This window comes from Vibrio sp. Isolate33 (assembly GCF_022397895.1).
Lineage (GTDB): Bacteria > Pseudomonadota > Gammaproteobacteria > Enterobacterales > Vibrionaceae > Vibrio > Vibrio pomeroyi.
This window is the reverse complement of the sequence record NZ_JAKEUP010000001.1, coordinates 739,567-762,002: the sequence shown is the minus strand read 5'-3', so window position 1 is coordinate 762,002 and position 22,436 is coordinate 739,567. Positions and strand designations below refer to the sequence as shown.

Here is a 22,436-nt window from a genome sequence, read left to right as displayed (position 1 = left end):
AATACCGCAAATAAAAAGCCAGTCGTAATGACTGGCTTTATTCGTATCTCGATTAGAGAAGGTTACTTGCTAGCAACGTTACCTAGCTTCAACCATGTATCGATAACCGTATCTGGATTCAACGATACAGAGCTGATGCCTTGTTCCATTAACCACTCCGCTAGGTCGTCATGGTCAGATGGGCCTTGGCCACAAATACCTACGTACTTACCGGCTTTGGTCGCAGCGTCGATAGCCATTTTCAGCATCGCTTTCACAGCTGGGTTACGCTCATCGAATAGGTGAGCAACATCACCAGAGTCACGGTCGAGACCAAGCGTCAGCTGTGTCATGTCGTTTGAACCGATAGAGAAGCCATCGAAGTACTTCAAGAACTCTTCAGCCAAAATTGCATTCGATGGTAGCTCACACATCATGATGACTTTCAGACCTTGGTCGCCACGGCGAAGGTCGAATTTAGCCAGAATGTCGATAACCGATGCTGCTTCGCTTGGAGTACGAACGAATGGAATCATGATTTCAACGTTCTTAAGGCCCATTTCGTTGCGAACACGTTTGATCGCTTGAGTCTCTAGCTCGAAACAGTCTTCGAATACTGGCGAGATGTAACGAGATGCGCCACGGAAGCCCAGCATCGGGTTCTCTTCATGCGGTTCAAACGTTTTACCGCCGACTAGGTTGCTGTATTCATTCGACTTAAAGTCAGACATACGTACGATTACACGCTTAGGCCAGAATGCAGACGCGATAGTCGCAATGCCTTCTGTTAGCTTGCTTACGTAGAAGTCGATTGGATCTTTGTAGCCGCGAATACGTTCACTGATTTCCGCTTTTAGCTCGTCAGTTTGAGCATCGAAGTTTAATAGGGCTTTCGGGTGAATACCGATCATCTTGTTGATGATGAACTCTAAACGAGCAAGGCCAACCCCTTCGTTTGGAATCTGTGCGAAGTCGAAGGCGCGATCTGGGTTACCCACGTTCATCATTACTTTGGTTGGCAGCATTGGTAGCTCATCAACTTCAGAACGTTTGATCTCGAAGTCGAGTTCGCCTTGGTAAACGTAGCCAGTTTCACCTTCAGAACATGACACTGTCACGGTGTCACCGTCGTTTAGGTTACTTGTCGCTGTACCACAGCCAACGATTGCTGGAATGCCTAGTTCACGAGCGATGATTGCTGCGTGGCAAGTACGGCCACCACGGTTAGTGACAATCGCAGAGGCTTTCTTCATCACAGGTTCCCAGTCTGGGTCTGTCATGTCTGTTACCAGTACATCGCCTTCTTGAACCAGTGACATTTGGTCTAGTGAGTCAACCAAACGAACTGGGCCTGAACCGATACGTTGACCGATAGCACGGCCTTCAACTAACACATCGGCCTTGTTGTTTAGCTCGTAACGCTCGATAACGTTTTGGTCGCTTTGAGAACATACGGTCTCTGGGCGAGCTTGAACAATGTATAGCTTGCCGTCGATACCATCTTTCGCCCACTCAATGTCCATCGGACGTTGGTAGTGCTTCTCGATGATCATCGCTTGTTTTGCTAATTCTTTGATCTCTTCATCGTTCAGTGAGAACTCGTTACGCTCTTGCGTATCGGTGTCGATGATATCAACTTGCTTGCCAATCTCTTGGTTGGTTGAGTAGATCATCTTGATCAGCTTAGAACCAAACGTCTTCTTAACGATTGGGTAGTGACCCGCTTCTAGCATTGGTTTGTGGACGTAGAATTCATCTGGGTTCACAGCACCCTGTACAACCATTTCGCCGAGACCCCAAGATGAAGTGATGAACACCACTTGGTCGAAGCCTGACTCTGTATCAAGGGTGAACATCACACCTGAAGAGGCTTTGTCTGAGCGAACCATGCGTTGAATACCCGCAGACAATGAAATGCCACGGTGGTCAAAGCCTTGGTGTACACGGTAAGAGATAGCGCGGTCGTTAAACAGAGAAGCGTAAACGTGCTTGGTTGCTTCTAGTACAGCGTCGATGCCTTTCACGTTAAGGAAGGTCTCTTGCTGGCCTGCGAAAGAAGCATCTGGAAGGTCTTCTGCGGTTGCAGATGAACGCACAGCTACAGACAATTCTTCGTTGTCCTCGATTAGCTCGCGGTAGTTATCACGGATGTCTTGCTCGAGTGATTCTGGGAAGGGTGCGTCTAGAACCCATTGTCGAATCGTTGCACCTGTCTTACGCAGTGCGTCAACGTCTTCAACATCAAGTTCATCAAGTAGTTGGTGGATGCGCTCATCAAGACCTTTGTAGTCAAGAAAGTCGTTAAACGCATACGAAGTGGTAGCAAAACCATTAGGTACAGAAACACCAGCATTGGATAGGTTAGAAACCATCTCGCCCAGTGAGGCGTTCTTACCGCCGACTTTGTCGACATCTTCCATGGATAGGCCATTGAACCATAGGGTATTATTTTGCATTTATTTCTCCAGAAACATAGCAAGCATTGTAGGGATTTAAAGGCAAACGATTACGTATCAGTTTAAAAAAATGTAAATTATTTTTTAAAGCTGTGGGGGACGTAATAGTCAGCAGGGTTTTGTTATATATATTATGGTTCCCATCCTACTCAAAATAATTTTAAACATTAAATAAAAAATGCAAATTGATATTCAAAGTCGTGATGTATTCTATGTTTCTGATGGAACGGCCATAACATGTGAGACTTTAGGGCATGTTGTTCTAGGTCAATTCCCTTTCAAAGCCAATGAAAAAACCTTTCCGTTTGTGGAAAGTGAGGACAAACTTTCTGATTTATTAAAAGAGATCGAAATTTCGTATCGCGATAATGGAGTCGAACCATTGGTGTTCTTTTCAATCGTGATTCCAGATATCAAGGCTAAGCTGCTTGAAGCGCCAGCGCACTGTTATGACGTGTTGGAAAGTATCGTTCAGAAGGTTCAGGATGATATTCAGATGGCACCTGTGCCCAAACTGCAACGCTCACGCAGCGTGAACAAAGATTCGGTTAAGTATTTCGACCGTATTGCTGCGATTGAATACACACTGGCACACGATGATGGCATCACGCTCAAAGGTCTGGAAGAAGCCGACATCATCTTGTTAGGTGTATCTCGAAGCGGTAAGACACCAACAAGCTTGTATATGGCGATGCAGTTTGGCTTACGCGTAGCAAACTACCCATTTATCCATGACGATTTAGCGCGCTTGAAGCTGCTGCCTGAGTTTGAGATTTACCGACACAAGTTGTTTGGTTTAACGATTGACGCAGAAAGGCTGACTGAGATCCGTGAGAACCGTTTAGCGGGCAGTGAATACGCGAGTGATTCGCAATGTTTGTATGAGCTACAAACAGTAGAGGCGATGTTCCGCCGAGAAGCGATACCTTACATCAACACGTCTTCATTATCGGTCGAAGAGATCTCGACACGAATCTTGGAGCGAACTGGTTTGAGAAGGCGCCTGCTGTAGTAACAAGAGCTTGGTGTAACAAGAGCTTGATGTAACAAAAGGCTTGGTCAGATAGAAAGAATGAGCAGCTAAAAGAAAATCGAAGCTAGCAGGCAGTACCTGAGAGCTTCGATTTTTTGTTTGTGCTCGTTGCAATCACGGTAGCGAAGCAGAGACAGTTTTTAGCGAAGTAAAGACAACTTCAACGTTTCGCTTTGCTTCTCTAACCAACGCTCAAGCGCTGGTGGCCATGTGATGCTTGGCTCTACGCAGAAACCGCGCAACATAGAGAAGTACACCGCTTGATCGATAAGAGGCAGTGACGATTCACCATTTTCTAGGTTCAGAAGTAGCTCTGCATCTTTCAGAAGCGGGTTAATCTGTTCAACAAACTGCGGTGTTTGCTCAATCAGCTTATCGAAGTTGAGTTCTTCAGTCTCTTTGGCTGCGCGCCACGCTTCTTTGCTTGCTGGTGATTGGTATTCAGCAAGATCCAGTTTCCACCAACGTGGCAAACCGATGCGCTGGCTTAGCGGGAATGCGCGAGTTTGGAACACAGTGACTTGCTCTGATGGCACACGTTGCTCGTCACTTGATTTTAAGTCCATGAAGTACGCGATGATATCTAGGCTCTCAGCCATGATAGAACCGTCGTCTTTTTGTAATACAGGCACCATCTTTTTACCGATCAAATCGATAAGCGTTTGGGCGTCATCATAATCGACAGAGACAAGCTCGATGTCCAAGCCTAGAGATTGAGCAATGTAGGCTACTCTTGCACAGAAAGGGCAGTGGTCGTAAATATAAAGCTTCATAGCTTCCCTCAGTTCAGATTATTATAAATATAAGATAATGCTAATGTACCAGAAGATCTTGCGAATACTAAGCATCAACAGTCAATAAGTACTTGGTGTAAATACTTTTTGATTGATTCTATTGTCTGTTGGATTCGGTTTTACTGCAACGAGTAAAGTAATGGGAAGGCTGTTAAGGAATAGCAGGCATAAAAAAGGCCCTGGCTGTTCACTCTAATGCAGAAGAGTGAAATCAGCCAAGGCCTCAATTTTGTTACCTTTAGCAGAGTGACTACTAAAAGAGCGGAGCGGTTAAACTATGCTTTTTTAAGGTCTTTTGCAGGGTAAGTAAGCGTCATTATTGCGCCTTCTACTGTTGTAACGTGAACGTAGCCGCCACCAGCACTTAGGCCAATTACAACCATTTCACCTAGCTCAACACCTTTTGTTGCTACAACGCGATCATCAACTGAAAACACTTTACACACCTTCAATAAATTAAATTAATACGATAGATATCGAACGCGGATTTAAACAGATGGTACCCCAATCGACTAATCCGGTTGTTTGTCGTAAAGATTAAATTTAGTTATGTATAAATCGGTATTTGTTAAAAATCAGCTGGTTAACCTAATGGTGATGTTATTTATCGGCTGGATAAACGACACCAACTTGCTGACGCATCTCTGTAATCAACTTGGCAACGGTTAAAGCGCGAAGTTTGGCTTGAGCTTGAGTTTCTTTATCGCCCCCAATGCAACCTGCAAAAGCTTGTGCTTCGTAGCTCATTGAGTTTTCGCTCTGTGTTTGAGTGAGGTTTTCAATGCTGCCATCACGGTAGCGGATCTTAACGTCGGTACACTCTGCGATGTGATCGATGATGATCGCTCCCTGTTCACCTTGGATCTCGCTTGGTGCGTAAGAGTCGCTGACTTTAGAGTGCGCTAGGGTTACGTCAAACTCAGGGTATTGGAAGATCGCACAGCCATGCGCATCTACCCCTGACTCAAGCAGCTTTGCTGAAGCTTGAGCATTTTCCGGCTCACCAAACAGAGCAACCGTTGCAGCTACGCAGTAGAAGCCAATATCGACTAATGAACCGTTCGAGAAAGCTGGGTTGAAGGTGTTTGGATTCTCGCCGTTAAGGTATTTCTGGTAACGCGATGAATACTGGCAGTAGTTGATGTGCGCTTTATGTACTTTGCCAATCTTTTCTAGGCCGAGTTGGACTTGCTTAAAGTTTGGTAGGAATTGAGATTTATACGCTTCGAACAACACCACGCCGTTTTTCTTAGCGACTTCGAACATGCGTGTTGCTTCATCAATGTTTGATGCGACCGGCTTTTCACAGATAACGTGTTTACCGTGTTCCATCATGAAGATGGACTGTTCGCAGTGCAGTGAGTTTGGTGAAGCGATGTACACAGCTTCGACCGTGCTGTCATTGGCTAATGCATCGAGTGAATCGTAGGTGGTTTCAACACCAAATTCTTGTGCGAATTGTGCAGCGCTCTCTAGGTTTCGTGAATAAACCGCAGCCAACTGCATCGATTGTGATTCATGTGCAGCTTGAACGAATTTTTGTGTAATCCAATTGGTTCCAATTACAGCGAACTTAATCATAGAGGTGTCCAGTCGTTAGTGTATTGATTCTGCAGAGATAGTAGCACTCAAAGGCTGGCAATGTGCCTGAGATTTACGGAACAATTTCCCCAAACTTAGTGCCTAATATTGGTAACCCACCTTCACAGAGCGTCTGAGTCGACCAGTGTAACGGTGCACAACTAAGCCATTTTTGCTAAGGTGTTATTGAATTCAAACAAGGTGATGATATGCAAATCCGGACAGCCAAGGTAACTGACATTAACGCGATCTTAGCGCTCTCTGATCAGATAAATCGTCAACATCATCTTGGTGCGCCTATGGTATTTGCGCCACCTTCTCAAAGCTTTGCAGACAGTGAAGAGTATTGGCTAGGCTTGATGATTGACCCAACTGGCGCGTTCTTTGTTGCGGTTGATGAGAAGCAAGTAGTTGGCTTTTTAGCGGGCAAGGTCACGCAGAATAAAGGCGTCAGTTTTATCCAATCACATAAGGTGGCAAGGGTAAATACCATTGTTGTGAGCGATCAGGTTCAGAGCCAAGGAGCTGGGCGCGCATTAATGAAGTCGTTCAACCAATGGGCGCAAGCGAGAGGTGCGATAGAACTTAGGTTAGAGGTGATGGAGTTTAACCAACAAGCTCAAAGTTTCTATGAGTCGCTAGGAATGGAAACTCAGTCTCGAACCATGTCCATGAGTTTTGAGGAGATCTAAAGGTGCGTCGCTTTTTGCCTTTTACGCTGTGCATGCTTTTATCGAGTTCGCTGATTTATTCAGTGACGGTATCTGCTACCGATACCCCACAGTATGTTCCGTCACCGGAAGCCAAAAAGGTTTTGGTTGAGAAAATAGTGTCTGACGCGACCGCGATTGAAACCATTGTGTTTGAGTCCGCGCCTTCCCACTCTCAGCGTGTATCAACGTCTTCTTCCTCTTCATCAGGCTCAAAATCCCAGCATGTGATTATTGTCGATGATGTGCTTAACAATGATTCAGATAAACAGGTTGCTCAGCTTTCTCAAGGCTCATCAAAGCGCCCACCACAAAGTTCATCTCGACAGTTTTACAACGTGCCGGACGATGTCCCTGAGATAGATCCATTGCTGCAAGTGGTGACCTTGGTCAAAGTGGATAAATCGAAACGTAGAATGTATCTGATGAAAGGGGATGAGGTGATTCAGGAATTTCGAATTGCACTCGGCAAGCAACCGAAAGGACATAAACGCTTCGAAGGGGACAACCGAACACCTGAAGGGGAATACCAACTCGACTATGTGATGGAAGAGTCGGATTTCTATCGCTCAGTGCATATCAACTACCCGCAACCTTCGGACAGGCAGTGGGCAGAAAACAATGATGTCGACCCTGGTGGGAACATCAAAATCCACGGTATCAAGAATGGTGAGCGTCGTTCACCGAGCTTCATTCAAAGCTTTGATTGGACCGATGGCTGTATTGCACTAACCAATCAAGACATGGATGAGTTTATTCAACTCGTAAAAATGGGCACCCCTATCCATATCGAATGGTAGATATTGGTACCCATTTCCAGAACTCTTTTTATAGAGTGATTTCAAACCTATCAAGCTCGTTACAGTAAAACTCGCCCTGCACTGAAAATAGCAATCACGATAAGCAGAGCAATAGTCACGGGCTTGAATTTCTCTCCGCCAAATCTATCGAACAACTTAGAACCCACATAGCCGCCAAACATACTGCTCGGTAAGAGTACAAGAGTCAGCCACACCACATCTCGATCGACTAACCCTGCGATGGATGCTGAAACAAACGCACTCGAATCCGCCAACACGAAGAACGCAATCAGGCCAGCTCTGGCAATGTGCGGAGCAACTGGGCTTGCCAAGGCATGCGTGCCAACCGGAGGCCCTGACATCGACGCCGCGCCATTCATGATCCCTGCAAGGCTACCTAGAATATAAGGGGCAAATCTTGGTTCGCTTTTATACTGAAAACCTTTGTAGATCATGAGTGCAGACGCAAAGATGAAGGCACTGATGATCAAGATGATCGTGTCTTGGCTAACCGATTTAAGCAGAAGCAAGCCGACAGGCGTGAAGGCAAAACAAGGGATAAATACCTTTGAAACCCAGCGCCAGTTAACGTGTTTTCGAACCTTAGGCAGCAATTGAACATTGCCAAGTAGGTCGATCAACATGAAAACAGGAACCAGTTCGATAACAGGCACGAACAACGCACTTAATGGCAATGCCACTAAAGTGAAACCGAAACCTGAGAAGCCACGAACAATAGCGGCGAAAATGAAGATTGCACCCAAAATTGGGAAAGTTGGACTAAAAATGAGATCCATAAATTAAGTAACCAATGAAGCTGTCTGAATAGAGCGAGCTAATGAAACCAAGTGAGTAGCGGAATGTACTCCTACTCACTTGTGTTTGCTACCTAATTTTGAAGTTTCTAGACGTTAATTTTAAAGTCTCTCAGGGTGATTTTTATAGTATTTGCGGGGTCAATTTATCGAGCTGAATTTATTTGGAAAATCAGTGAATACCGCGTCCACATTTGAGAGGAATTCGAAGCGAGGCGGATCGTTGACTGTGTAGCACCATGTTTGAATGTTCGCTTCGCTGAGCGTATCAAGATCGCTCTGAATCACGTGTTCGTAATTCATGTGACAGCTGAACGCTTTTACCTCATCAATCAGCAGTAAATCGTCTTGAGTCAGTTGCTCTGTGATCACACCAACGCGATACCTTGGCAGGTGATGAGCCATTTCAGCAACCACTTGATGGCTGAAACTTGAAAGTAGCACTCTGTCGGTATCGAGGTTTGAACGAATCAGTTCTGAATGCAGCAGATCGACCACATGAGGCGCTTGGTGTCGGCTATCGACTTTGATCTCAAGGTTAACGCTGAGATCGTACTGCTCAACAAGTGCGAGTAGCTCTTCCAACGTTAGTATTTTCTCTCCAGCGAATTGCTCAGACTTCCAACTGCCGAAATCGAGCTGACGCAATTCGGCAAGGGTATGTTCATCAACACGCCCTTTGCCATCGCTGCAGCGCTCAAGAGTGTGGTCATGACAAACCACCAGTTGATCATCCTGAGTTGGCTGAATATCTACTTCAATCCATTTCAAACCGAGTTTAGCGGCTTGTTCAATGCTTGCTTTGGTATTTTCCGGGTGAGTACCTGCTACACCCCGATGACCTACGATGATAGACGACATAATTAATCCTTCTTAAAGACGCACCGTAAAAACGCATTAAATATCAGTGTACTCCATTAAGCTAGAGCCGTCGTTAAGCTTGTTGTCTCTTCGTGTAACTCTTGTGAGGTGAAGTTATTCGGCTGAATACGCTTCCCGCGGCCATCAAAAATATGCAGGTTAGATTTGTCGATGCTTAATCCGAGTGGCACCGCTTGGCATAGGGTTGTTTCTGGCGTAACGGCTATAAAAGGCTGGTCGTTCACAAGGCCGTGTACCAATTGATTTGGCCCTAGCGGCTCAACCACGCTGATACGAAGTTCAAGAGGTAAGGTGTTCATCATTAATTCGGAACAAACCTCAGAGTGCTCAGGGCGAATGCCAAGGGTTATTTCTGTGTTCTTAACGTGCGCGTACTCTGGCAAGTACATCTGTTGATCGCCAATTTCAAGATAGCCGTCGTCGAGTGTGGCGGGTAAAAAGTTCATCGCGGGGCTGCCAATGAAGCTCGCCACAAAGGTGCTAGCTGGCTGGTGGTAGACCTCTCTTGGTGTGCCGACTTGCTCAATCTGTCCTTGGTTGAGAACCACGATTCTATCTGCCAGCGTCATGGCTTCTACTTGGTCATGAGTCACGTAAACACTGGTCACGCCGAGTTCACGTTGCAGCTTTTTGATTTCTAATCTCATGTGAGCACGCAATGAGGCATCGAGGTTAGACAGAGGCTCATCAAATAGGAACAGTTGCGGGTCGCGTACGATCGCTCGGCCCATAGCCACACGTTGGCGCTGTCCACCAGAGAGCTTGGCAGGCTTACGATCTAAGTATTCTTCGATTTTGAGTGTCTTGGCGACTTTCTCAATCTTCTCTTCAATCACATGTTGGCTGACACCTCGGTTCTTTAAACCGTAAGCCAAGTTTTTATACACCGTCATGTGAGGGTAGAGCGCGTAATTCTGAAAGACCATCGCGATATCACGCTGTGCAGGTTTTTCGTTATCAACACGGCGACCACCTAAGTGAATCTCACCGCCAGAGATGCTTTCCAAGCCTGCGATAGAACGCAGAATTGAAGACTTGCCACAGCCTGAAGGACCAACCAATACAAGGAACTCGCCCTTATCGATATCAAGTGAGACATCTTTTACAGCTTGATGACCGTTTTCATACGTCTTCACCAAGTTCTTGATACCCAGCATAGCGGGTGGCTTGGCCTTGAGTTTATGCCCTCTACCAGCATTCTTGTGAGCTAACGAGTGATTGCGAATAGGCATAGAAGTGTCCTCTGTCTTTTGGGGATAAGTCTGGTGAGACGTCTTATACTCATCGAGTGACTGGATTCGGTTATCGTTCATTTGAGTTGTGTCGTTATTATTTTTCACTTTCTACGAGCCCTTTTACAAACCAACGCTGAAATACAACCACCACTAAAACGGGTGGCAACATCGCTAAAATCACCATGGCGAACACATAGTCGTAGCGCGGTAAACTGGTTTCATTAATGTTATTGAGTACTTGTTTGATGCCCATCACGATGGTGTTGTAGCCTTCATCCGTCGTCATCATGATTGGCCACAGGTATTGGTTCCAACCTACGACAAACATGATGATGAAGATTGCGGCGATCATGGTTTTAGACAGCGGCAGCAAGATGTCGACAAAGAATCGAAACGGGCCTGCGTTATCTAGTTGAGCGGCTTCGAGCAGTTCGTCGGGGATGGTTTTGAAGAACTGCCTAAAGAAGAATGTTGCGGTGGCAGAGGCGATCAAAGGCAGAATCAAACCGGTGTAGCTATTGAGTAGCCCAAGCCCTGCAACTACTTCATAAGACGGGATAATACGAACCTCTAGTGGCAGCAACAGAGTAACGAAGATCAGCCAGAACCAAGCAGTTGCGTAAGGCAGTCTGAAATAGACTAAAGCAAACGCAGCCATCATCGAAATGATGATCTTACCGATCGCAAAACCGAGTCCCATGATCATCGAGTTGGCGATCATTTTGCTGGCGGTGACTTCGCCACTAAAACCCATGCTCTTGTTCCAAGCTTCGCTATAAACACTCGTAAAATTATCGCCCGGTAACCACTGCAAACCCTCGCTGACAATGGTGTTCGGATTATGGGTCGAACTGGCGAAGATCAGCCAAATTGGGACCAACATAAACAGCATCCCAGCAATCAAAATCAAGTGGTCAGAGACCTTATTACTTTTCATGAATAACTCCTGTCGCGTTAAAACCTAGCTGTGATGGGCTAGTAATGAACACGCTTTTCAACAACACGAAACTGGATAAAAGTGAGCGTCAGTACCAACAGCAACAACACAACCGATTGTGCCGAGCTGCCACCCAAATCTGCGCCAACAAAACCATCGCGATACACCTTGTACACTAGCGAGGTTGTGCCTCCGCCCGGGCCGCCATTGGTCATGGTGTCTATCACGCCAAAGGTTTCAAAGAACGAGTAGGTGAGGTTGATGACCAACAGGAAAAATCCCGTTGGTGCGAGTAGCGGGAAGGTAATGGTCCAGAAGCGTTTTGAATCGCTGACACAATCCAACATCGCCGCTTCTTTTACCGCGTACGAGATTGATTGAAGACCAGCCAGAAAGTAGATGAAATTCACCGAGACTTGCTTCCACACCGACACCAATATCAGAGCGAACGTGGCATCCACCGGATCGGTCTGGAAGCTGAAATCCCAACCCACCACTGCAAATATCTCGGTGAACACGCCAATGTGCGGGTTAAACAGGAAAGCACCGATAACGCCAGCGATCGCGGGAGCAACGGCATATACCCAAGTGAGGGTGACTTTGTAAGCCCCTTGGCCATGAATGATGTTGTCGGCTTTTACGGCGAGCAGCAGCGCCAACGCTAACGACAAGAAAGATACAACAACCGCGAACATCAGGGTGAAGCCAATTGAGCTTAGATACTCACTCGATTCGAATAACATTTGATAGTTCTCAAACCACACGAAGAGCGAAGAGGTGCCCCAAGGGTCTTCCAGCATAAAGGAAAGGTACACCGCTTTTGCCGCTGGATAGATAAAGAAAACTGCGATGATGAGTATCTGAGGTGCCAAAAATAAGTAAGGCAGTGGAGAGTGAAAAAATTGCTGACGTCGTTCCACAGGGTAATCCCCAAATGAGTGGCTTGAACCACTTTAGTTACCGTGACCACTCGCGCTATAACAAGGCATGCTTCCAGTTGAGTTGTAGTTTTTGGAGCAAGAAATGGCGTGAGTGAAGAATCTCCTCACGACTCGTTATCACTCTATTGATTCAAGGTGACGGACAAGTAGTGAGGAGGAATGAACTGCTTTGTTTCGCTAAGTTTTAAGCGGTTGAACCGCTCTATTTCATTAATAGATCCAGTCCATAAACAGAGCTAGCCCATCAACCTATCTAGTTCATGGTGCGAGCGAAGCGTTTTAGTAGCTTGCTGCTTTCATCTTCGACTTTGTCTAGGCTGTTCTCGACGCTAGAACGGTCAGCGAAGATGTTGTCGAACTCACGATGCATCACTTCACGAATCTGAGGGTAGTAACCTAAGCGATAACCCTTAGTCCATTCGCCCGATTTTAGGCTCAACTGTTTAACGCCCACTTCTGCGTCGGGTTGTTCTTTGTAGTAGCCAGACTCTTTCGCTAGGTCATAAGCAGCTGTCGTTACCGGAACGTAGCCTGTGGTTTTGTGCCAGTAGACTTGAGTTTCAGGTTTAGTCAGGTAATCAAAGAACGCCGCGACGCCTTTGTCTTGTTGTTGGTCGTGGCCATTCAGTGCAAACAGAGCCGCACCACCAATGAAGGTTAAGCCTGCATCTGGGTTAACTGATTTCCAGTAGGGAAGGTAGGTGGTGCCCAACTCGAAAGGTACGCGGTTACGTAAGCCACCGAATGAACCAGAAGAACCCATCCACATTGCCACCTCTTGGCGTTCAAAAGGTGTTTGGTTTGCATCCCAATCGCTTCCGTAATACTTGTAGTACCCTAAATCTGACCACTCCTTCATCTTGCTAACGTGCATCATCATATCTTCGGTGTTGAACATCAGCTTGGTTGATAGGCCGTCGTAGCCGTTGTTTTGGTCTGCGACCGGTAGGTTATGGCGAGACTTAAAGTTCTCGAACATGATCCACGGCGTCAGAGATTGGGAAAAGGCGATGTGACCTTCTGCTTTTAGCTTTTTAGCAACCACTTCGAGTTCTTCGTAAGTTTTAGGCGCCTCGGCACCCACTTCCGCAAGAAGGTCTTTGTTGTAGTAAAGAACCGGTGTCGAGCTGTTGAAAGGCATGCCGACCATCTTGCCTTGGTTGTCGGCATAGAAGTTACGAACACCTGCTAGGTAATCATTTGAATCAAAGCTGTAACCCGACTCAACCAGAATATCCTGTACTGGTTTCGCGACACCTTTGGCGTTCATGATGGTTGCTGCACCCGCATCGAAGACTTGCAAAATGTTTGGTGCTTCGCCTGCTCGGTAGGCTGCGATACCCGCTGTTAAGGTCTCTGTGTATGACCCTTTGTAGATTGGCGTGATCTCGTAATCATCTTGTGACGCGTTAAAGTCGGTCGCAATTTTGTTGACGGTTTCTCCAAGTTGGCCGCCCATTGCGTGCCACCAAGTGACTTGAGTCGTTGCGAACGCTGGCATTGCTGCTGTTGCAGAAAGAACGCCTGCCAAAATTAGCTTATTCATCTTCTTTTCCTTTTGGATGAAATCTATGTAGGGGTATTGAGTCAGAATGTTAACGAGACGGTAGGGGTGTCGTTTTAAGCTATCTTGAACAGGACGTATTTCACTTACGTGGCTAAACCGTTTCACTGCTATGAAAGATTCATTTCGATTTTATGTAAGGGGAAGGTTATTGATAATTTAGATGTTAGTGAGATTGTTCAACAACTCAGTGGCTTAGATTATCGTAAAGGTTGAGTTAACCCGTGTCTAAAACTCGATTAATGTCGTTTCATTGCTTTTAATAACACTTAACAGGCTATTTGAGCTTGTTGTGGGTATCGTCCTCGGCATCAATGACTCGCTACCGGAACCTTCATCATGTCGTATCAATCACCAAAATCATCGTTAGAAACGGTACCTACTTTATCGCTCCAAAGCTTAAACAACGCTGAACTGGAGCTGGATGCACATGAAGAAAGTGCTAAATTACGCTTCTGTAAACATTGTCACGCATGGACTGCGAATCAGCAATTTGGCAGCATGCAGTCACGTGCATCATCGTGTGCTGTGTGTGGCTCAGATTTTAATAAGCGTAAGCTGATTCGACGCTTATCGGTTTCAAGCGTACCGTTTTTAAGCACTTGGTTTGTGGGAACGGTTATCGTGGTTGGGATGTATTTGTCGGTGGCTCTGATACGTCATGGTTCGTAGATATACGCATTATGCCCAAAACAACAAAGCCTCTCGATGGAGAGGCTTTAGGTTGACGGACTTTGGACAAGATAGCTTTTAGTTTTTAATTCTCAGTCTTCAACTATCAGTCTCTAGTCCTAAATCTCGCTTTAGTGTGCGATATCGAGTTGGTTGTCTTTTACGCCGTTAATACGGAACCAACCTGCGATACTGAATCGCTCTGTGTTGGTTGGCAATACTTCGTGTGGGAACTGTTCAGACAAGAACACAAACAAACGGCCTGATTTTGGCGGAATAGTCACGATGTGATTGTCTTTTAGATCGTAAACCACAAGCTCACCTGCATCTTCTTTTGTCCACTCGTCATTCATGTAGAACACAGTAGTCAGACGGCGGTTCTCATTGCCTTTGAAGCAGTCTAAGTGCTTTTGGTAGAAGTCGCCTTTCTCGTATTTAGCAAAGTGCGCTTCGTACTCGAACAGACCCAAAAAGAACGCTTTGTTTGCTTCTAAACGAATTTGCTCCATCTTGTCTAGGAACAGAGAAGCTGGCTCGCCCATGTCGCGGCGTACCCACTGAATTTTGTCACTACGAATGGTCGACTCTCGCGTTACTTCATCGTTACGGCCAATCCTAGCCTTTTTCCAGTTCTCTGGAATGCAATCCCTCAATGCCACTACTTCTTCATGCGTTAAGAAGTCATCCCAAACAAAGTAACCTTGGGTAGAAAGAGCATCGATTAGTTGGTTCATGTATAGCACTCAGACAATAAATTAGAGGCGCATATATAGTCCTAATAACTCAGGTCAACAAATCACGTATTTTGTCGTCACGATAAAATCGTAGAAGGTGTCTAAATTTGGAGAGGAGAAAGCTTGCATGGCGCCTCAGAACCAGTCCATATTGGGCCAACGCTGAGGCGTTAATTGTGAGGGGCAATTCGAATTAGGCGATAACTAGAATGAAGGCCGAGCTAACTTACTGTTGATGCGAGCGCTTCACTGATTTGCTTAGCGGCTTCTCGTGCGTGTTTTTGAACGCCAACAATGGTCGCAGAGGCGTACCCTGACCATTCGCCATAGCCCATAAACCACAGGCCTTGATGTTGATTGGAGCGAGTAACGTCTGAGATCTTGCTAAGATCGCTGTTTAGCCCTAAACCCTGTAAGTGATCGAGTTGGGTTTTAAAGCCCGTGCACCATATGATCGCGTCGATCGGGATCGTTTTGTTTTTAGTGATGATGCTGTCTTCGGTAAAGCGAATAATGTCTTCTTCTTTGATCAGCACGCCTCGCTCTCGGGCTTCTTTCACGCTTTGCGTCATTACTATCTTGGAAAAGTCGTCAGTATTCTCAAGTGTTTCGCCTTTCAAAGAGGCGTAGTAGCGTTTGGTTGAAAGGTCGAACAGGTATCGGCCATCTAAATCGTCATCAAGGTATTGTAGTGGGTGATTCGTAAACCAGTGCGTGTTGGCAACTTCTGACACTTCTGCAAGGATCTGTGAGCCTGAGTTGCCGCTGCCTATCACCGCGACATTTTGTTTCTCAAACGACTTGTTGTTTTGGTACTCGCTAGAGTGAATTTGATTGCCTTTGAACTGTTCAATGCCTTCAAAGTAGGGAACAGAGGCGCTAGAGAAGTTACCGGTCGCAGACACCAAAGCGTGAGACTGATAAACGCCGGTGTCGGTAGTGATGTAAAACAGACCATCTTTCTTCTCAACATTTTGCACTTGCACTGGGCGTTCGATTCTAAAGTCGTAATGTTTTTCGTAGCGACCTAAGTAGCTGATGATCTCGTTACGGCTCGGGTAGTCGAGCTCAGTCTTCGGCATCATCAACCCAGATAACGAGCTGTACTCTTTTGGTGAGAACAGCATCAAACTGTCCCATCCTTTTGTCCAAGCGCCGCCTGGCGTTGGATTCGCATCAAGAATGAGTGGGTTGAGCCCATTTCTTTTTAGGTAGTAGGCGGTAGATAGACCCGCCTGGCCTGCGCCGATAATAATGATTTGCTCAACCATGTTGCACCTCTGATTCTTCGATTTCTGGAGTAATTCGTTTATCTACTTGTTTCTCTGTTCTATTTTCTATTCTTTGATACTGGAAAAAGCACACTCAAGAGAGTGTGCTTTTAGGGTTAGAAGATGAATTGGTACAAGAAACCAGCGCCAATTGCCATGCTCAAGATTACGAACAAGAACGCTGCAATCATTTTGTTTTTGAAGATAGATTTAAGCAGAATCACTTCAGTTAAACTCGCACCAGCACTACCAATGATCAACGCCATTACTGCTCCAAGTCCCATGCCTTTCGCTGCTAATGCTGCACTCAAAGGAATCACTGCTTCAGCTCGGATGTACAGTGGGATACCAATTACAGCCGCCACTGGAATCGCAAATGGGTTGTCTTCACTTGCTACACTTGCCACAAATTCCGTTGGCATAAAGCCGTAAATCATTGAGCCAAGAGCAATACCACCGATTAGGTAAGGAACCACTTTTTTGAAGTCAGCCCATGTGCTGTTCCAAATTCTTACCCATTTGTTGATAGGTTTTGCTTTTGCGCCGCATGAAGAAGCACAGCCTTTCGCTTCAGGAGCAATGTAAGCCTCTGGTTTTACGTATTTTTCAAAGCCAAGTTTCTCTAAGGTGTAACCCGCGATTACCGACACACCCATTGCGATAGCAAAGTAGAACACCGTCACTTTTAGTCCAAATGTCACGGCGAATAGGCCGATGATAATTGGGTTTAAAAGTGGGCTAGCAAATAGGAACACCATCATGGTGCCGAAACCTGCTTTTGCACGCAGTAGACCTTTCAAAAATGGAATTGTTGAGCATGAGCAGAATGGGGTAATAGCGCCCAATAAGCCTGCAACAAAGTAACCCTTACCATTTTTGCCACTCAGAATGCTTTGTATTTTCTCTGGTGGAATGTACTCCTGCAGTACACCTACGATGTAGCTGATCAATAGGAATAGTAGTGTTAATTCAACCGCTAAGAAGCCGAACATACCTAAGGTATCCATAACCATATCTTGTGTAATAGTCATAATTTATTTTCTCTATATTTCTGGAATAGTCGAAATATACGCTTGCGAAATTAGACCGTCAATAAATATTTCGATAAAAATCGAAATATATTTGGGAGTGTATTTAGTTATAGCGGTGAATTGTTAGTTAGCTATTGAATTATTTGAAGTTTTTGAGGTTTTCTGAAAGATGTACTTTTCATAATCCATGAAAATAAAGGGGTTATAGATGTTGTTATTAACAAAATGATCACAATTGGTTGTGAGTTTGCTATGGTATAGGTCTGACCAGTTGGTTTATCACAAGGAGTGGGTTTGCAGCTGCATACCATTAAAGGTTACATCCAAGACATGTACTTGGTGGAGTATCCAGACAAATTACTGTTGCTTGATGGCGCATGTCGAGCCGACATCCCGCATTTGAAGACTTTCATTGAAACCGAGCTTATGCGTGATTTTTCTGATCTACACACGGTTGTGGTGACACACATGCATCCTGATCATGCAGGGGCAGCGCACAAGCTCAGAAAGCTAACGAACTGTAACTTGGTGGCAGCAAATCGAGACAAAGACTGGTATCACGGAATTGATGGTATCTTGATGCATTTGACTGATCTGGCGCTGGCACGATGGATGGCGAATCGCTTAGGCAAGCCTAAAGCAAACCTATGGTATTCGAGGAAGTTAAAGCCGGACTACAAGTTGTCGGATGGTGAGAGCATTCCGGGTTTTGATGATTGGTTGGTTCTAGAAACGCCGGGGCACACTGATAGAGATCTGTCGGTTTATTGCCCATCTCACAGCGTCGCCTATGTGGCAGACCTAATGGTGGAAGTGAAAAAGAAACTGATTCCGCCTTTCCCTATCTTTCATCCTAACAAGTACCGAGAGTCAGTATCTCGAATCTATGACATGCAGCTTGATACCCTGCTGGTGGCGCATGGAGGACAAGTCGATTTTAATCAGACAGCCTTTGAGCACTTATTGATGAGTGCTCCAAGAAGACCTGTGACACATTGGCGGGTAACCAAAATCAAAGCTAAGAAACTGCTGTTATCGATTTGGCGTTTTGGTTTCCAGTCTCATGGTAACTCTAAGAAATAGATAAGCTCAAAGTAAGATCAGCAACTCGAAATTCAAGAATAGAACGCAATAAGGCCAGTTATGAGACTGGCCTTATATCGTTGTGACTAGCTTTAGCTATAACCTGTGGAGCGGTTACGATGACTCGGATTAGTGAGTCAGCAGGAATTCACCCGCTGGGTCAACAATCACTTTGTCACTCATGCCTTGACGACCAAGCAACATCATATAAGTCATATCTTGACGGTTGCTTAGCGTGATATCGATAGGCCATTCCTGACCGCCGATTTTTAGCATGGTTTCAATCACACAACGGTGTTCAACTTCGCCGTTAGATGATTTGATTTTCTTGCTTGTTTTCAGCTTCGCCTTGCAGCGCACTGTCTCTTCTAGGTGGTACACATCTGGGTGAAGATCGAATTCCACGAAGTTCTCACCGTCTGTTTTTACACATAGTAGATTGTCTACGTGTAGAGAAGAGGTTTTAGCCCCTGTATCAACACGTGTATGTAGTCCAGTTATCCCTAACTCTGGTAAGCAAAGTGCTTCAGTATTCCCTATGATCATTTTATTGTTCATGTTATTTCCAATCATGAGTTAACGGCGTTTAATCAGCCTTTGCCACGAGTACGGTTAGCGTTTGGTTTTGCATTTTTCTCGATAAATTCGAAAATCATGTCTGCAACGTCTTTACCTGTCGCTTTCTCGATACCTTCTAGGCCTGGAGAAGAGTTCACTTCCATTACCACTGGGCCATTCTTAGATTGTAGAATATCTACACCACATAGGTTTAGCCCCATGATTTTCGCCGCGTTGATCGCTGTAGCGCGCTCTTCTTTAGATAGTTTAACCAGTTGAGCTGTGCCGCCACGGTGTAGGTTAGAGCGGAATTCACCCTCACCAGCTTGACGCTTCATCGCTGCAATTACTTTATTGCCAACAACAAAACAACGGATGTCTGCGCCATTTGCTTCTTCAATGAACTCTTGAACCAAGATGTTCGCTTTTAGGCCCATGAACGCTTCGATAACGCTTTCTGCTGCTTTGTTTGTTTCTGCTAGTACAACGCCGATACCTTGAGTGCCTTCAAGAAGCTTGATAACCAGTGGCGCGCCACCTACGTTTTTGATCAAGTCTTGAATCTTGTCTGGGCGGCTAGCGAAACCTGTTTTTGGTAAGCCAATACCTTTACGAGACAACAGTTGTAGCGAGCGCAGTTTGTCGCGAGAACGACTGATTGCTACTGACTCATTGATACAAAAAGTGCCCATCATTTCGAATTGGCGAACAACCGCAGTTCCGTAAAAGGTAATGGAAGCGCCAATACGTGGAATAACAGCATCGTATTGAGGTAGCTCTTCACCCATGTAGCGAATCTTCGGATTGTTACTCGCGATATCTATATCACAGTGCAGCGTGTCGATAACATCGACCTGATGACCACGTGCTTCTCCAGCCTGCTTTAGACGAGCGGTAGAGTATAGATTTTCGTTACGAGAAAGAATTGCGATACGCATGGCGTTTCCTTAGTTAATACCTGATTGGTAACTGCAAATAAATTAGTTGTTAGCTGAGCTTTCAGTTTTTTCTTAGGCTCCTTGCTTGCTTCGGGGCGAACCTTAAGGCTTTTCGTTTAACTAAGAAAACGAATTAAATTTGTCGAGTCGACAACAGAAATTTATCGAATGTGTGAGCTATTGGTACAGCGGGCTTGAGAGGGGATTTGGAATGGAAAAGCGAGTTGAGACCTAACTCATATTGGGGGTAGGAGCATATTAGGTTGTGCTCAACTCGCGTTAACTCGGTGCTAAAAAGTGTACTAATAACGCCAGTTACATAGCTCTATAAGTGTTCGTAGTGCTTCTCTTTCGAGCTTGCTACAGGTGCTTTTTAACTTATTAAGATAGTATTTTCTCATGATGATTACTTCTCTTGCATTAGGCTTTGGTGGGAACTTAACGTTCCCTGCTGACCCATTAATTATGGTTATTTAATAGGAAGTAATAAACAGATGGTTTTTTACTAAGTTGTTCCTGTTTTTGTCTTTTATCGCTACTTTTTAGTCGATGTGTTTTATAATGGGCTTAATCAGGAAGGGTTGTTTCTAAAAAGGTTCATTATTTGTCTGATCTAAACATGATGCGTTACTACACAAGGCTGGATTCGTTCGAACCGAACCTCTCACATTCGGTGACCTTAACTGAGGTCGCAGACAAGCTGTTTACCAGTTTGCGCCATGCTCGAACCTTGTTAGGTAAGATGCATCAAGCTGAATGGGTAGTGTGGGAACCAAAAGTTGGCAGGAATCAACGATCTAACCTGACCTTACGCTTTAGCAACCAAGAGCTGACTCAACATGTTGCCGGAAAATTAATAGAGCAGGGCAAATACGAAAAAGCGCTCTCGATTCTAGATAATGACCGCTCAATCTTTGGTTCTCTTCTTCAAGAAACCTCGGGCGCGACAATGCGTGAAGGGCTGCTGCACGTTCAATTAACCTATAAACGTAAGTTTGAAGACCTGTTCCCACACCACATTCACCGCAGTAGCGAACGATTTTTGATCAGGCAAGTATTCAGTTGCCTTGTCACTTGTAATGGCAAAGGCGAGTTGAAGCCTGAGTTAGCACACCATTGGGAATATGATGCTGAGAAGTTAGTTTGGACTTTCTATTTGCGCCCAGGACTAACCTTCCACGATGGCCAACCTGTTGATGCTAAACAGTTAGTCTCGCTGTTTTCAGCCTTGCAAACCTTACCTTTCTATCAAACAGAGTTAGCTCATGTAGCTTCGGTTTACAGTGAACAGCCGCTGAGGATCAGCTTCCAATTGACTAAAGCTGACACCGGCTTCGCAGGCTTGTTGGCTGGCGTTAAGTATTCGATTCAACCTGCAGCACAAGTGACCCGTGAGCCGTCACCATTAAGCTCTGTGTCTCACGCGGTGGTGGGCACAGGCCCATTCAAAGTGGTCGAAACCAATAATGAACGTATCAAGCTTGCTGCATTTGAGCACTATTATGGGTGTCGTTCTTTAACGGATGAAGTGACCATTTGGCAGTTCGAAGAGTCTATGACGGGCAGTGCTCGTTTCGACGACAGCCAAATGCAGGTGTCGCCGTATGAAGACTCGGCCTGTTTTCATCAGTTAGGGAAAAGCGACACGGAGTTAGTGTCTGCTGAAACAGACGGGCTTCGCAGTCGAATCGAAGATGGCTGTTTGTTTATCCTGTTCAATCAAAACTCAGCGGCGAACCTGTTAAGCGACGAGCAACGTAAGTACGTTTCTGGGCTTGCGAACCCACAAGCTATTTTGTCTCAATTGGAAAAAAATCAAGGTTTGTTCAGTGTCTCTCTGGCTCAGAACATACTGCCAAGTTGGCAGAAACTGTATCGAACCCCTTCGAAAGAGGCGCAACTGCCTAAGAAGATGAGCATTGCGGTTTATAATTACTACGCGCTCTATCGTTGTGCTATTTGTGTATCAGACATCCTAAAACGATATGGTGTGGAAGTTGAGGTGAATACCTACAGCTTTCGCGAATTGGCGCAGCTCTCGCAGAGTGGCGATTTAAAAGAAGACTTGGTGTTGTGTAATTTAAACCTAGACGACAATGCGCCATCTTCACTGTTCTCGTGGTTGATGAACGATCCTGTTCTGCACTCTGCATTGGGAGACATGAACAGCGATTGGCTGAAGCAGCGTTTAGATCATCACAAAGCGTCGGTTGAACTGCCCAATTACCTAGCAGAGCTAGAGCCTATCGCATCAACATTGATCTCTGATTATTGGTTAGTGCCGATGTTCCACCACCTACAAACCGTGCGTTTCCAAGGCATCTTGAAAAACGTCGCCATCACCAACTGGGGATGGCCCGACTTCAAGAATGTATGGTCTGCTGACTAACCTTGCCTACCAAATAGAGTAACTCTTCGCCAA

21 protein-coding genes are annotated in these 22,436 nt (G+C 45.5%); 6 read left to right on the top strand and 15 right to left on the bottom strand.

Going from position 1 to position 22,436, the window contains the following annotated elements; all coding sequences use genetic code 11:
* Positions 1-62: 62 nt before the first annotated feature.
* Positions 63-2,435 (bottom strand): phosphoenolpyruvate synthase, encoded by a 2,373-nt coding sequence (gene ppsA / locus L1D37_RS03195; RefSeq protein WP_123283801.1) that lies wholly within the window; start codon positions 2,433-2,435, stop codon positions 63-65.
* A gap of 178 nt (positions 2,436-2,613) precedes the next feature.
* Between ppsA and L1D37_RS03190 the strand changes: the two genes are divergently transcribed.
* The gene (locus L1D37_RS03190; protein WP_048661622.1) at positions 2,614-3,447 is read left to right on the top strand and encodes a pyruvate, water dikinase regulatory protein; all 834 of its coding nucleotides are present in this window, start codon (positions 2,614-2,616) and stop codon (positions 3,445-3,447) included.
* A 161-nt stretch (positions 3,448-3,608) separates the two neighbouring features.
* Here the strand turns inward: L1D37_RS03190 and grxB are convergent, their stop codons facing one another.
* The 3 genes from grxB to L1D37_RS03175 form a co-directional block, all read right to left on the bottom strand.
* Entirely contained in the window at positions 3,609-4,241 is a 633-nt protein-coding gene (gene grxB / locus L1D37_RS03185) for a glutaredoxin 2 (protein ID WP_048663255.1), read from the bottom strand.
* Positions 4,242-4,537: 296 nt separating this feature from the next.
* The gene (locus L1D37_RS03180; RefSeq protein ID WP_009846296.1) at positions 4,538-4,699 is read right to left on the bottom strand and encodes a hypothetical protein; all 162 of its coding nucleotides are present in this window, start codon (positions 4,697-4,699) and stop codon (positions 4,538-4,540) included.
* Positions 4,700-4,862: 163 nt separating this feature from the next.
* Entirely contained in the window at positions 4,863-5,843 is a 981-nt protein-coding gene (locus L1D37_RS03175; RefSeq protein ID WP_239846848.1) for a Gfo/Idh/MocA family oxidoreductase, read from the bottom strand.
* A gap of 209 nt (positions 5,844-6,052) precedes the next feature.
* On the opposite strand from L1D37_RS03175, the gene L1D37_RS03170 reads away from it, so the two are divergent.
* Together L1D37_RS03170 and L1D37_RS03165 are read left to right on the top strand one after the other, a co-directional pair.
* Positions 6,053-6,535, top strand: a complete 483-nt coding sequence (locus L1D37_RS03170) for a GNAT family N-acetyltransferase (protein WP_017629731.1) — start codon at positions 6,053-6,055, stop codon at positions 6,533-6,535.
* A gap of 2 nt (positions 6,536-6,537) precedes the next feature.
* Positions 6,538-7,353, top strand: coding sequence for a L,D-transpeptidase family protein (locus L1D37_RS03165; protein ID WP_239846847.1), 816 nt, complete (start codon positions 6,538-6,540; stop codon positions 7,351-7,353).
* Between the two features lie 59 nt (positions 7,354-7,412).
* Here L1D37_RS03165 and L1D37_RS03160 read toward each other — a convergent pair whose 3' ends face one another.
* The 6 genes from L1D37_RS03160 to L1D37_RS03135 form a co-directional block, all read right to left on the bottom strand.
* Positions 7,413-8,150 (bottom strand): sulfite exporter TauE/SafE family protein, encoded by a 738-nt coding sequence (locus tag L1D37_RS03160; protein WP_239846846.1) that lies wholly within the window; start codon positions 8,148-8,150, stop codon positions 7,413-7,415.
* A gap of 159 nt (positions 8,151-8,309) precedes the next feature.
* Positions 8,310-9,029 carry a glycerophosphodiester phosphodiesterase family protein gene (locus tag L1D37_RS03155; protein WP_239846845.1) on the bottom strand — a complete coding sequence of 240 codons (720 nt, stop codon included), beginning with the start codon at positions 9,027-9,029 and terminating at the stop codon, positions 8,310-8,312.
* 56 nt (positions 9,030-9,085) lie between these two features.
* Positions 9,086-10,390, bottom strand: a complete 1,305-nt coding sequence (locus tag L1D37_RS03150) for a sn-glycerol-3-phosphate import ATP-binding protein UgpC (RefSeq protein ID WP_239846844.1) — start codon at positions 10,388-10,390, stop codon at positions 9,086-9,088.
* On the bottom strand, positions 10,380-11,222 hold the full coding sequence (ugpE, locus tag L1D37_RS03145) for a sn-glycerol-3-phosphate ABC transporter permease UgpE (protein ID WP_239846843.1): 843 nt from the start codon (positions 11,220-11,222) through the stop codon (positions 10,380-10,382). The genes L1D37_RS03150 and ugpE overlap by 11 nt, the downstream gene beginning before the upstream one ends.
* A 38-nt stretch (positions 11,223-11,260) precedes the next feature.
* The gene (locus L1D37_RS03140) at positions 11,261-12,142 is read right to left on the bottom strand and encodes an ABC transporter permease subunit (RefSeq protein WP_239846842.1); all 882 of its coding nucleotides are present in this window, start codon (positions 12,140-12,142) and stop codon (positions 11,261-11,263) included.
* Positions 12,143-12,416: 274 nt separating this feature from the next.
* Complete coding sequence (locus L1D37_RS03135; RefSeq protein WP_239846841.1) at positions 12,417-13,709, bottom strand: extracellular solute-binding protein; 1,293 nt, start codon at positions 13,707-13,709, stop codon at positions 12,417-12,419.
* A 357-nt stretch (positions 13,710-14,066) separates the two neighbouring features.
* Here L1D37_RS03135 and L1D37_RS03130 point away from each other — a divergent pair, with 357 nt between their 5' ends.
* A complete protein-coding gene (locus tag L1D37_RS03130; protein WP_239846840.1) occupies positions 14,067-14,399 on the top strand; it encodes a hypothetical protein in 333 nt (110 codons plus the stop codon).
* A gap of 131 nt (positions 14,400-14,530) precedes the next feature.
* Here the strand turns inward: L1D37_RS03130 and L1D37_RS03125 are convergent, their stop codons facing one another.
* The 3 genes from L1D37_RS03125 to L1D37_RS03115 form a co-directional block, all read right to left on the bottom strand.
* On the bottom strand, positions 14,531-15,133 hold the full coding sequence (locus tag L1D37_RS03125; protein ID WP_239846839.1) for a 2OG-Fe(II) oxygenase: 603 nt from the start codon (positions 15,131-15,133) through the stop codon (positions 14,531-14,533).
* A gap of 221 nt (positions 15,134-15,354) precedes the next feature.
* Positions 15,355-16,404: an FAD-dependent oxidoreductase gene (locus tag L1D37_RS03120; RefSeq protein WP_239846838.1), complete on the bottom strand. Its 1,050-nt coding sequence runs from the start codon at positions 16,402-16,404 to the stop codon at positions 15,355-15,357.
* A 116-nt stretch (positions 16,405-16,520) separates the two neighbouring features.
* Positions 16,521-17,438, bottom strand: coding sequence for a permease (locus tag L1D37_RS03115; RefSeq protein WP_239846881.1), 918 nt, complete (start codon positions 17,436-17,438; stop codon positions 16,521-16,523).
* A gap of 291 nt (positions 17,439-17,729) precedes the next feature.
* Between L1D37_RS03115 and L1D37_RS03110 the strand changes: the two genes are divergently transcribed.
* The gene (locus L1D37_RS03110; RefSeq protein WP_239846837.1) at positions 17,730-18,518 is read left to right on the top strand and encodes an MBL fold metallo-hydrolase; all 789 of its coding nucleotides are present in this window, start codon (positions 17,730-17,732) and stop codon (positions 18,516-18,518) included.
* A gap of 129 nt (positions 18,519-18,647) precedes the next feature.
* Here the strand turns inward: L1D37_RS03110 and L1D37_RS03105 are convergent, their stop codons facing one another.
* On the bottom strand, positions 18,648-19,076 hold the full coding sequence (locus tag L1D37_RS03105) for a RimK/LysX family protein (protein WP_017631356.1): 429 nt from the start codon (positions 19,074-19,076) through the stop codon (positions 18,648-18,650).
* Positions 19,077-19,108: 32 nt separating this feature from the next.
* Positions 19,109-20,014 carry a 30S ribosomal protein S6--L-glutamate ligase gene (gene rimK, locus L1D37_RS03100; RefSeq protein ID WP_176680022.1) on the bottom strand — a complete coding sequence of 302 codons (906 nt, stop codon included), beginning with the start codon at positions 20,012-20,014 and terminating at the stop codon, positions 19,109-19,111.
* A gap of 604 nt (positions 20,015-20,618) precedes the next feature.
* Here rimK and L1D37_RS03095 point away from each other — a divergent pair.
* Positions 20,619-22,403, top strand: coding sequence for an SgrR family transcriptional regulator (locus tag L1D37_RS03095; protein WP_239846836.1), 1,785 nt, complete (start codon positions 20,619-20,621; stop codon positions 22,401-22,403).
* Positions 22,404-22,436: the final 33 nt, after the last annotated feature.

Bases quoted from the DNA above. Each gene is read 5' to 3' on its own strand.
- L1D37_RS03160 (WP_239846846.1), bottom strand. From the start codon at position 8,150: ATGGATCTCATTTTTAGTCCAACTTTCCCAATTTTGGGTGCAATCTTC.
- L1D37_RS03105 (WP_017631356.1), bottom strand. From the start codon at position 19,076: ATGAACAATAAAATGATCATAGGGAATACTGAAGCACTTTGCTTACCA.
- L1D37_RS03130 (WP_239846840.1), top strand. From the start codon at position 14,067: ATGTCGTATCAATCACCAAAATCATCGTTAGAAACGGTACCTACTTTA.
- L1D37_RS03190 (WP_048661622.1), top strand. From the start codon at position 2,614: ATGCAAATTGATATTCAAAGTCGTGATGTATTCTATGTTTCTGATGGA.
- L1D37_RS03170 (WP_017629731.1), top strand. From the start codon at position 6,053: ATGCAAATCCGGACAGCCAAGGTAACTGACATTAACGCGATCTTAGCG.
- L1D37_RS03175 (WP_239846848.1), bottom strand. From the start codon at position 5,843: ATGATTAAGTTCGCTGTAATTGGAACCAATTGGATTACACAAAAATTC.
- grxB (WP_048663255.1), bottom strand. From the start codon at position 4,241: ATGAAGCTTTATATTTACGACCACTGCCCTTTCTGTGCAAGAGTAGCC.
- rimK (WP_176680022.1), bottom strand. From the start codon at position 20,014: ATGCGTATCGCAATTCTTTCTCGTAACGAAAATCTATACTCTACCGCT.
- L1D37_RS03155 (WP_239846845.1), bottom strand. From the start codon at position 9,029: ATGTCGTCTATCATCGTAGGTCATCGGGGTGTAGCAGGTACTCACCCG.
- ppsA (WP_123283801.1), bottom strand. From the start codon at position 2,435: ATGCAAAATAATACCCTATGGTTCAATGGCCTATCCATGGAAGATGTC.
- ugpE (WP_239846843.1), bottom strand. From the start codon at position 11,222: ATGAAAAGTAATAAGGTCTCTGACCACTTGATTTTGATTGCTGGGATG.
- L1D37_RS03135 (WP_239846841.1), bottom strand. From the start codon at position 13,709: ATGAATAAGCTAATTTTGGCAGGCGTTCTTTCTGCAACAGCAGCAATG.
- L1D37_RS03125 (WP_239846839.1), bottom strand. From the start codon at position 15,133: ATGAACCAACTAATCGATGCTCTTTCTACCCAAGGTTACTTTGTTTGG.
- L1D37_RS03120 (WP_239846838.1), bottom strand. From the start codon at position 16,404: ATGGTTGAGCAAATCATTATTATCGGCGCAGGCCAGGCGGGTCTATCT.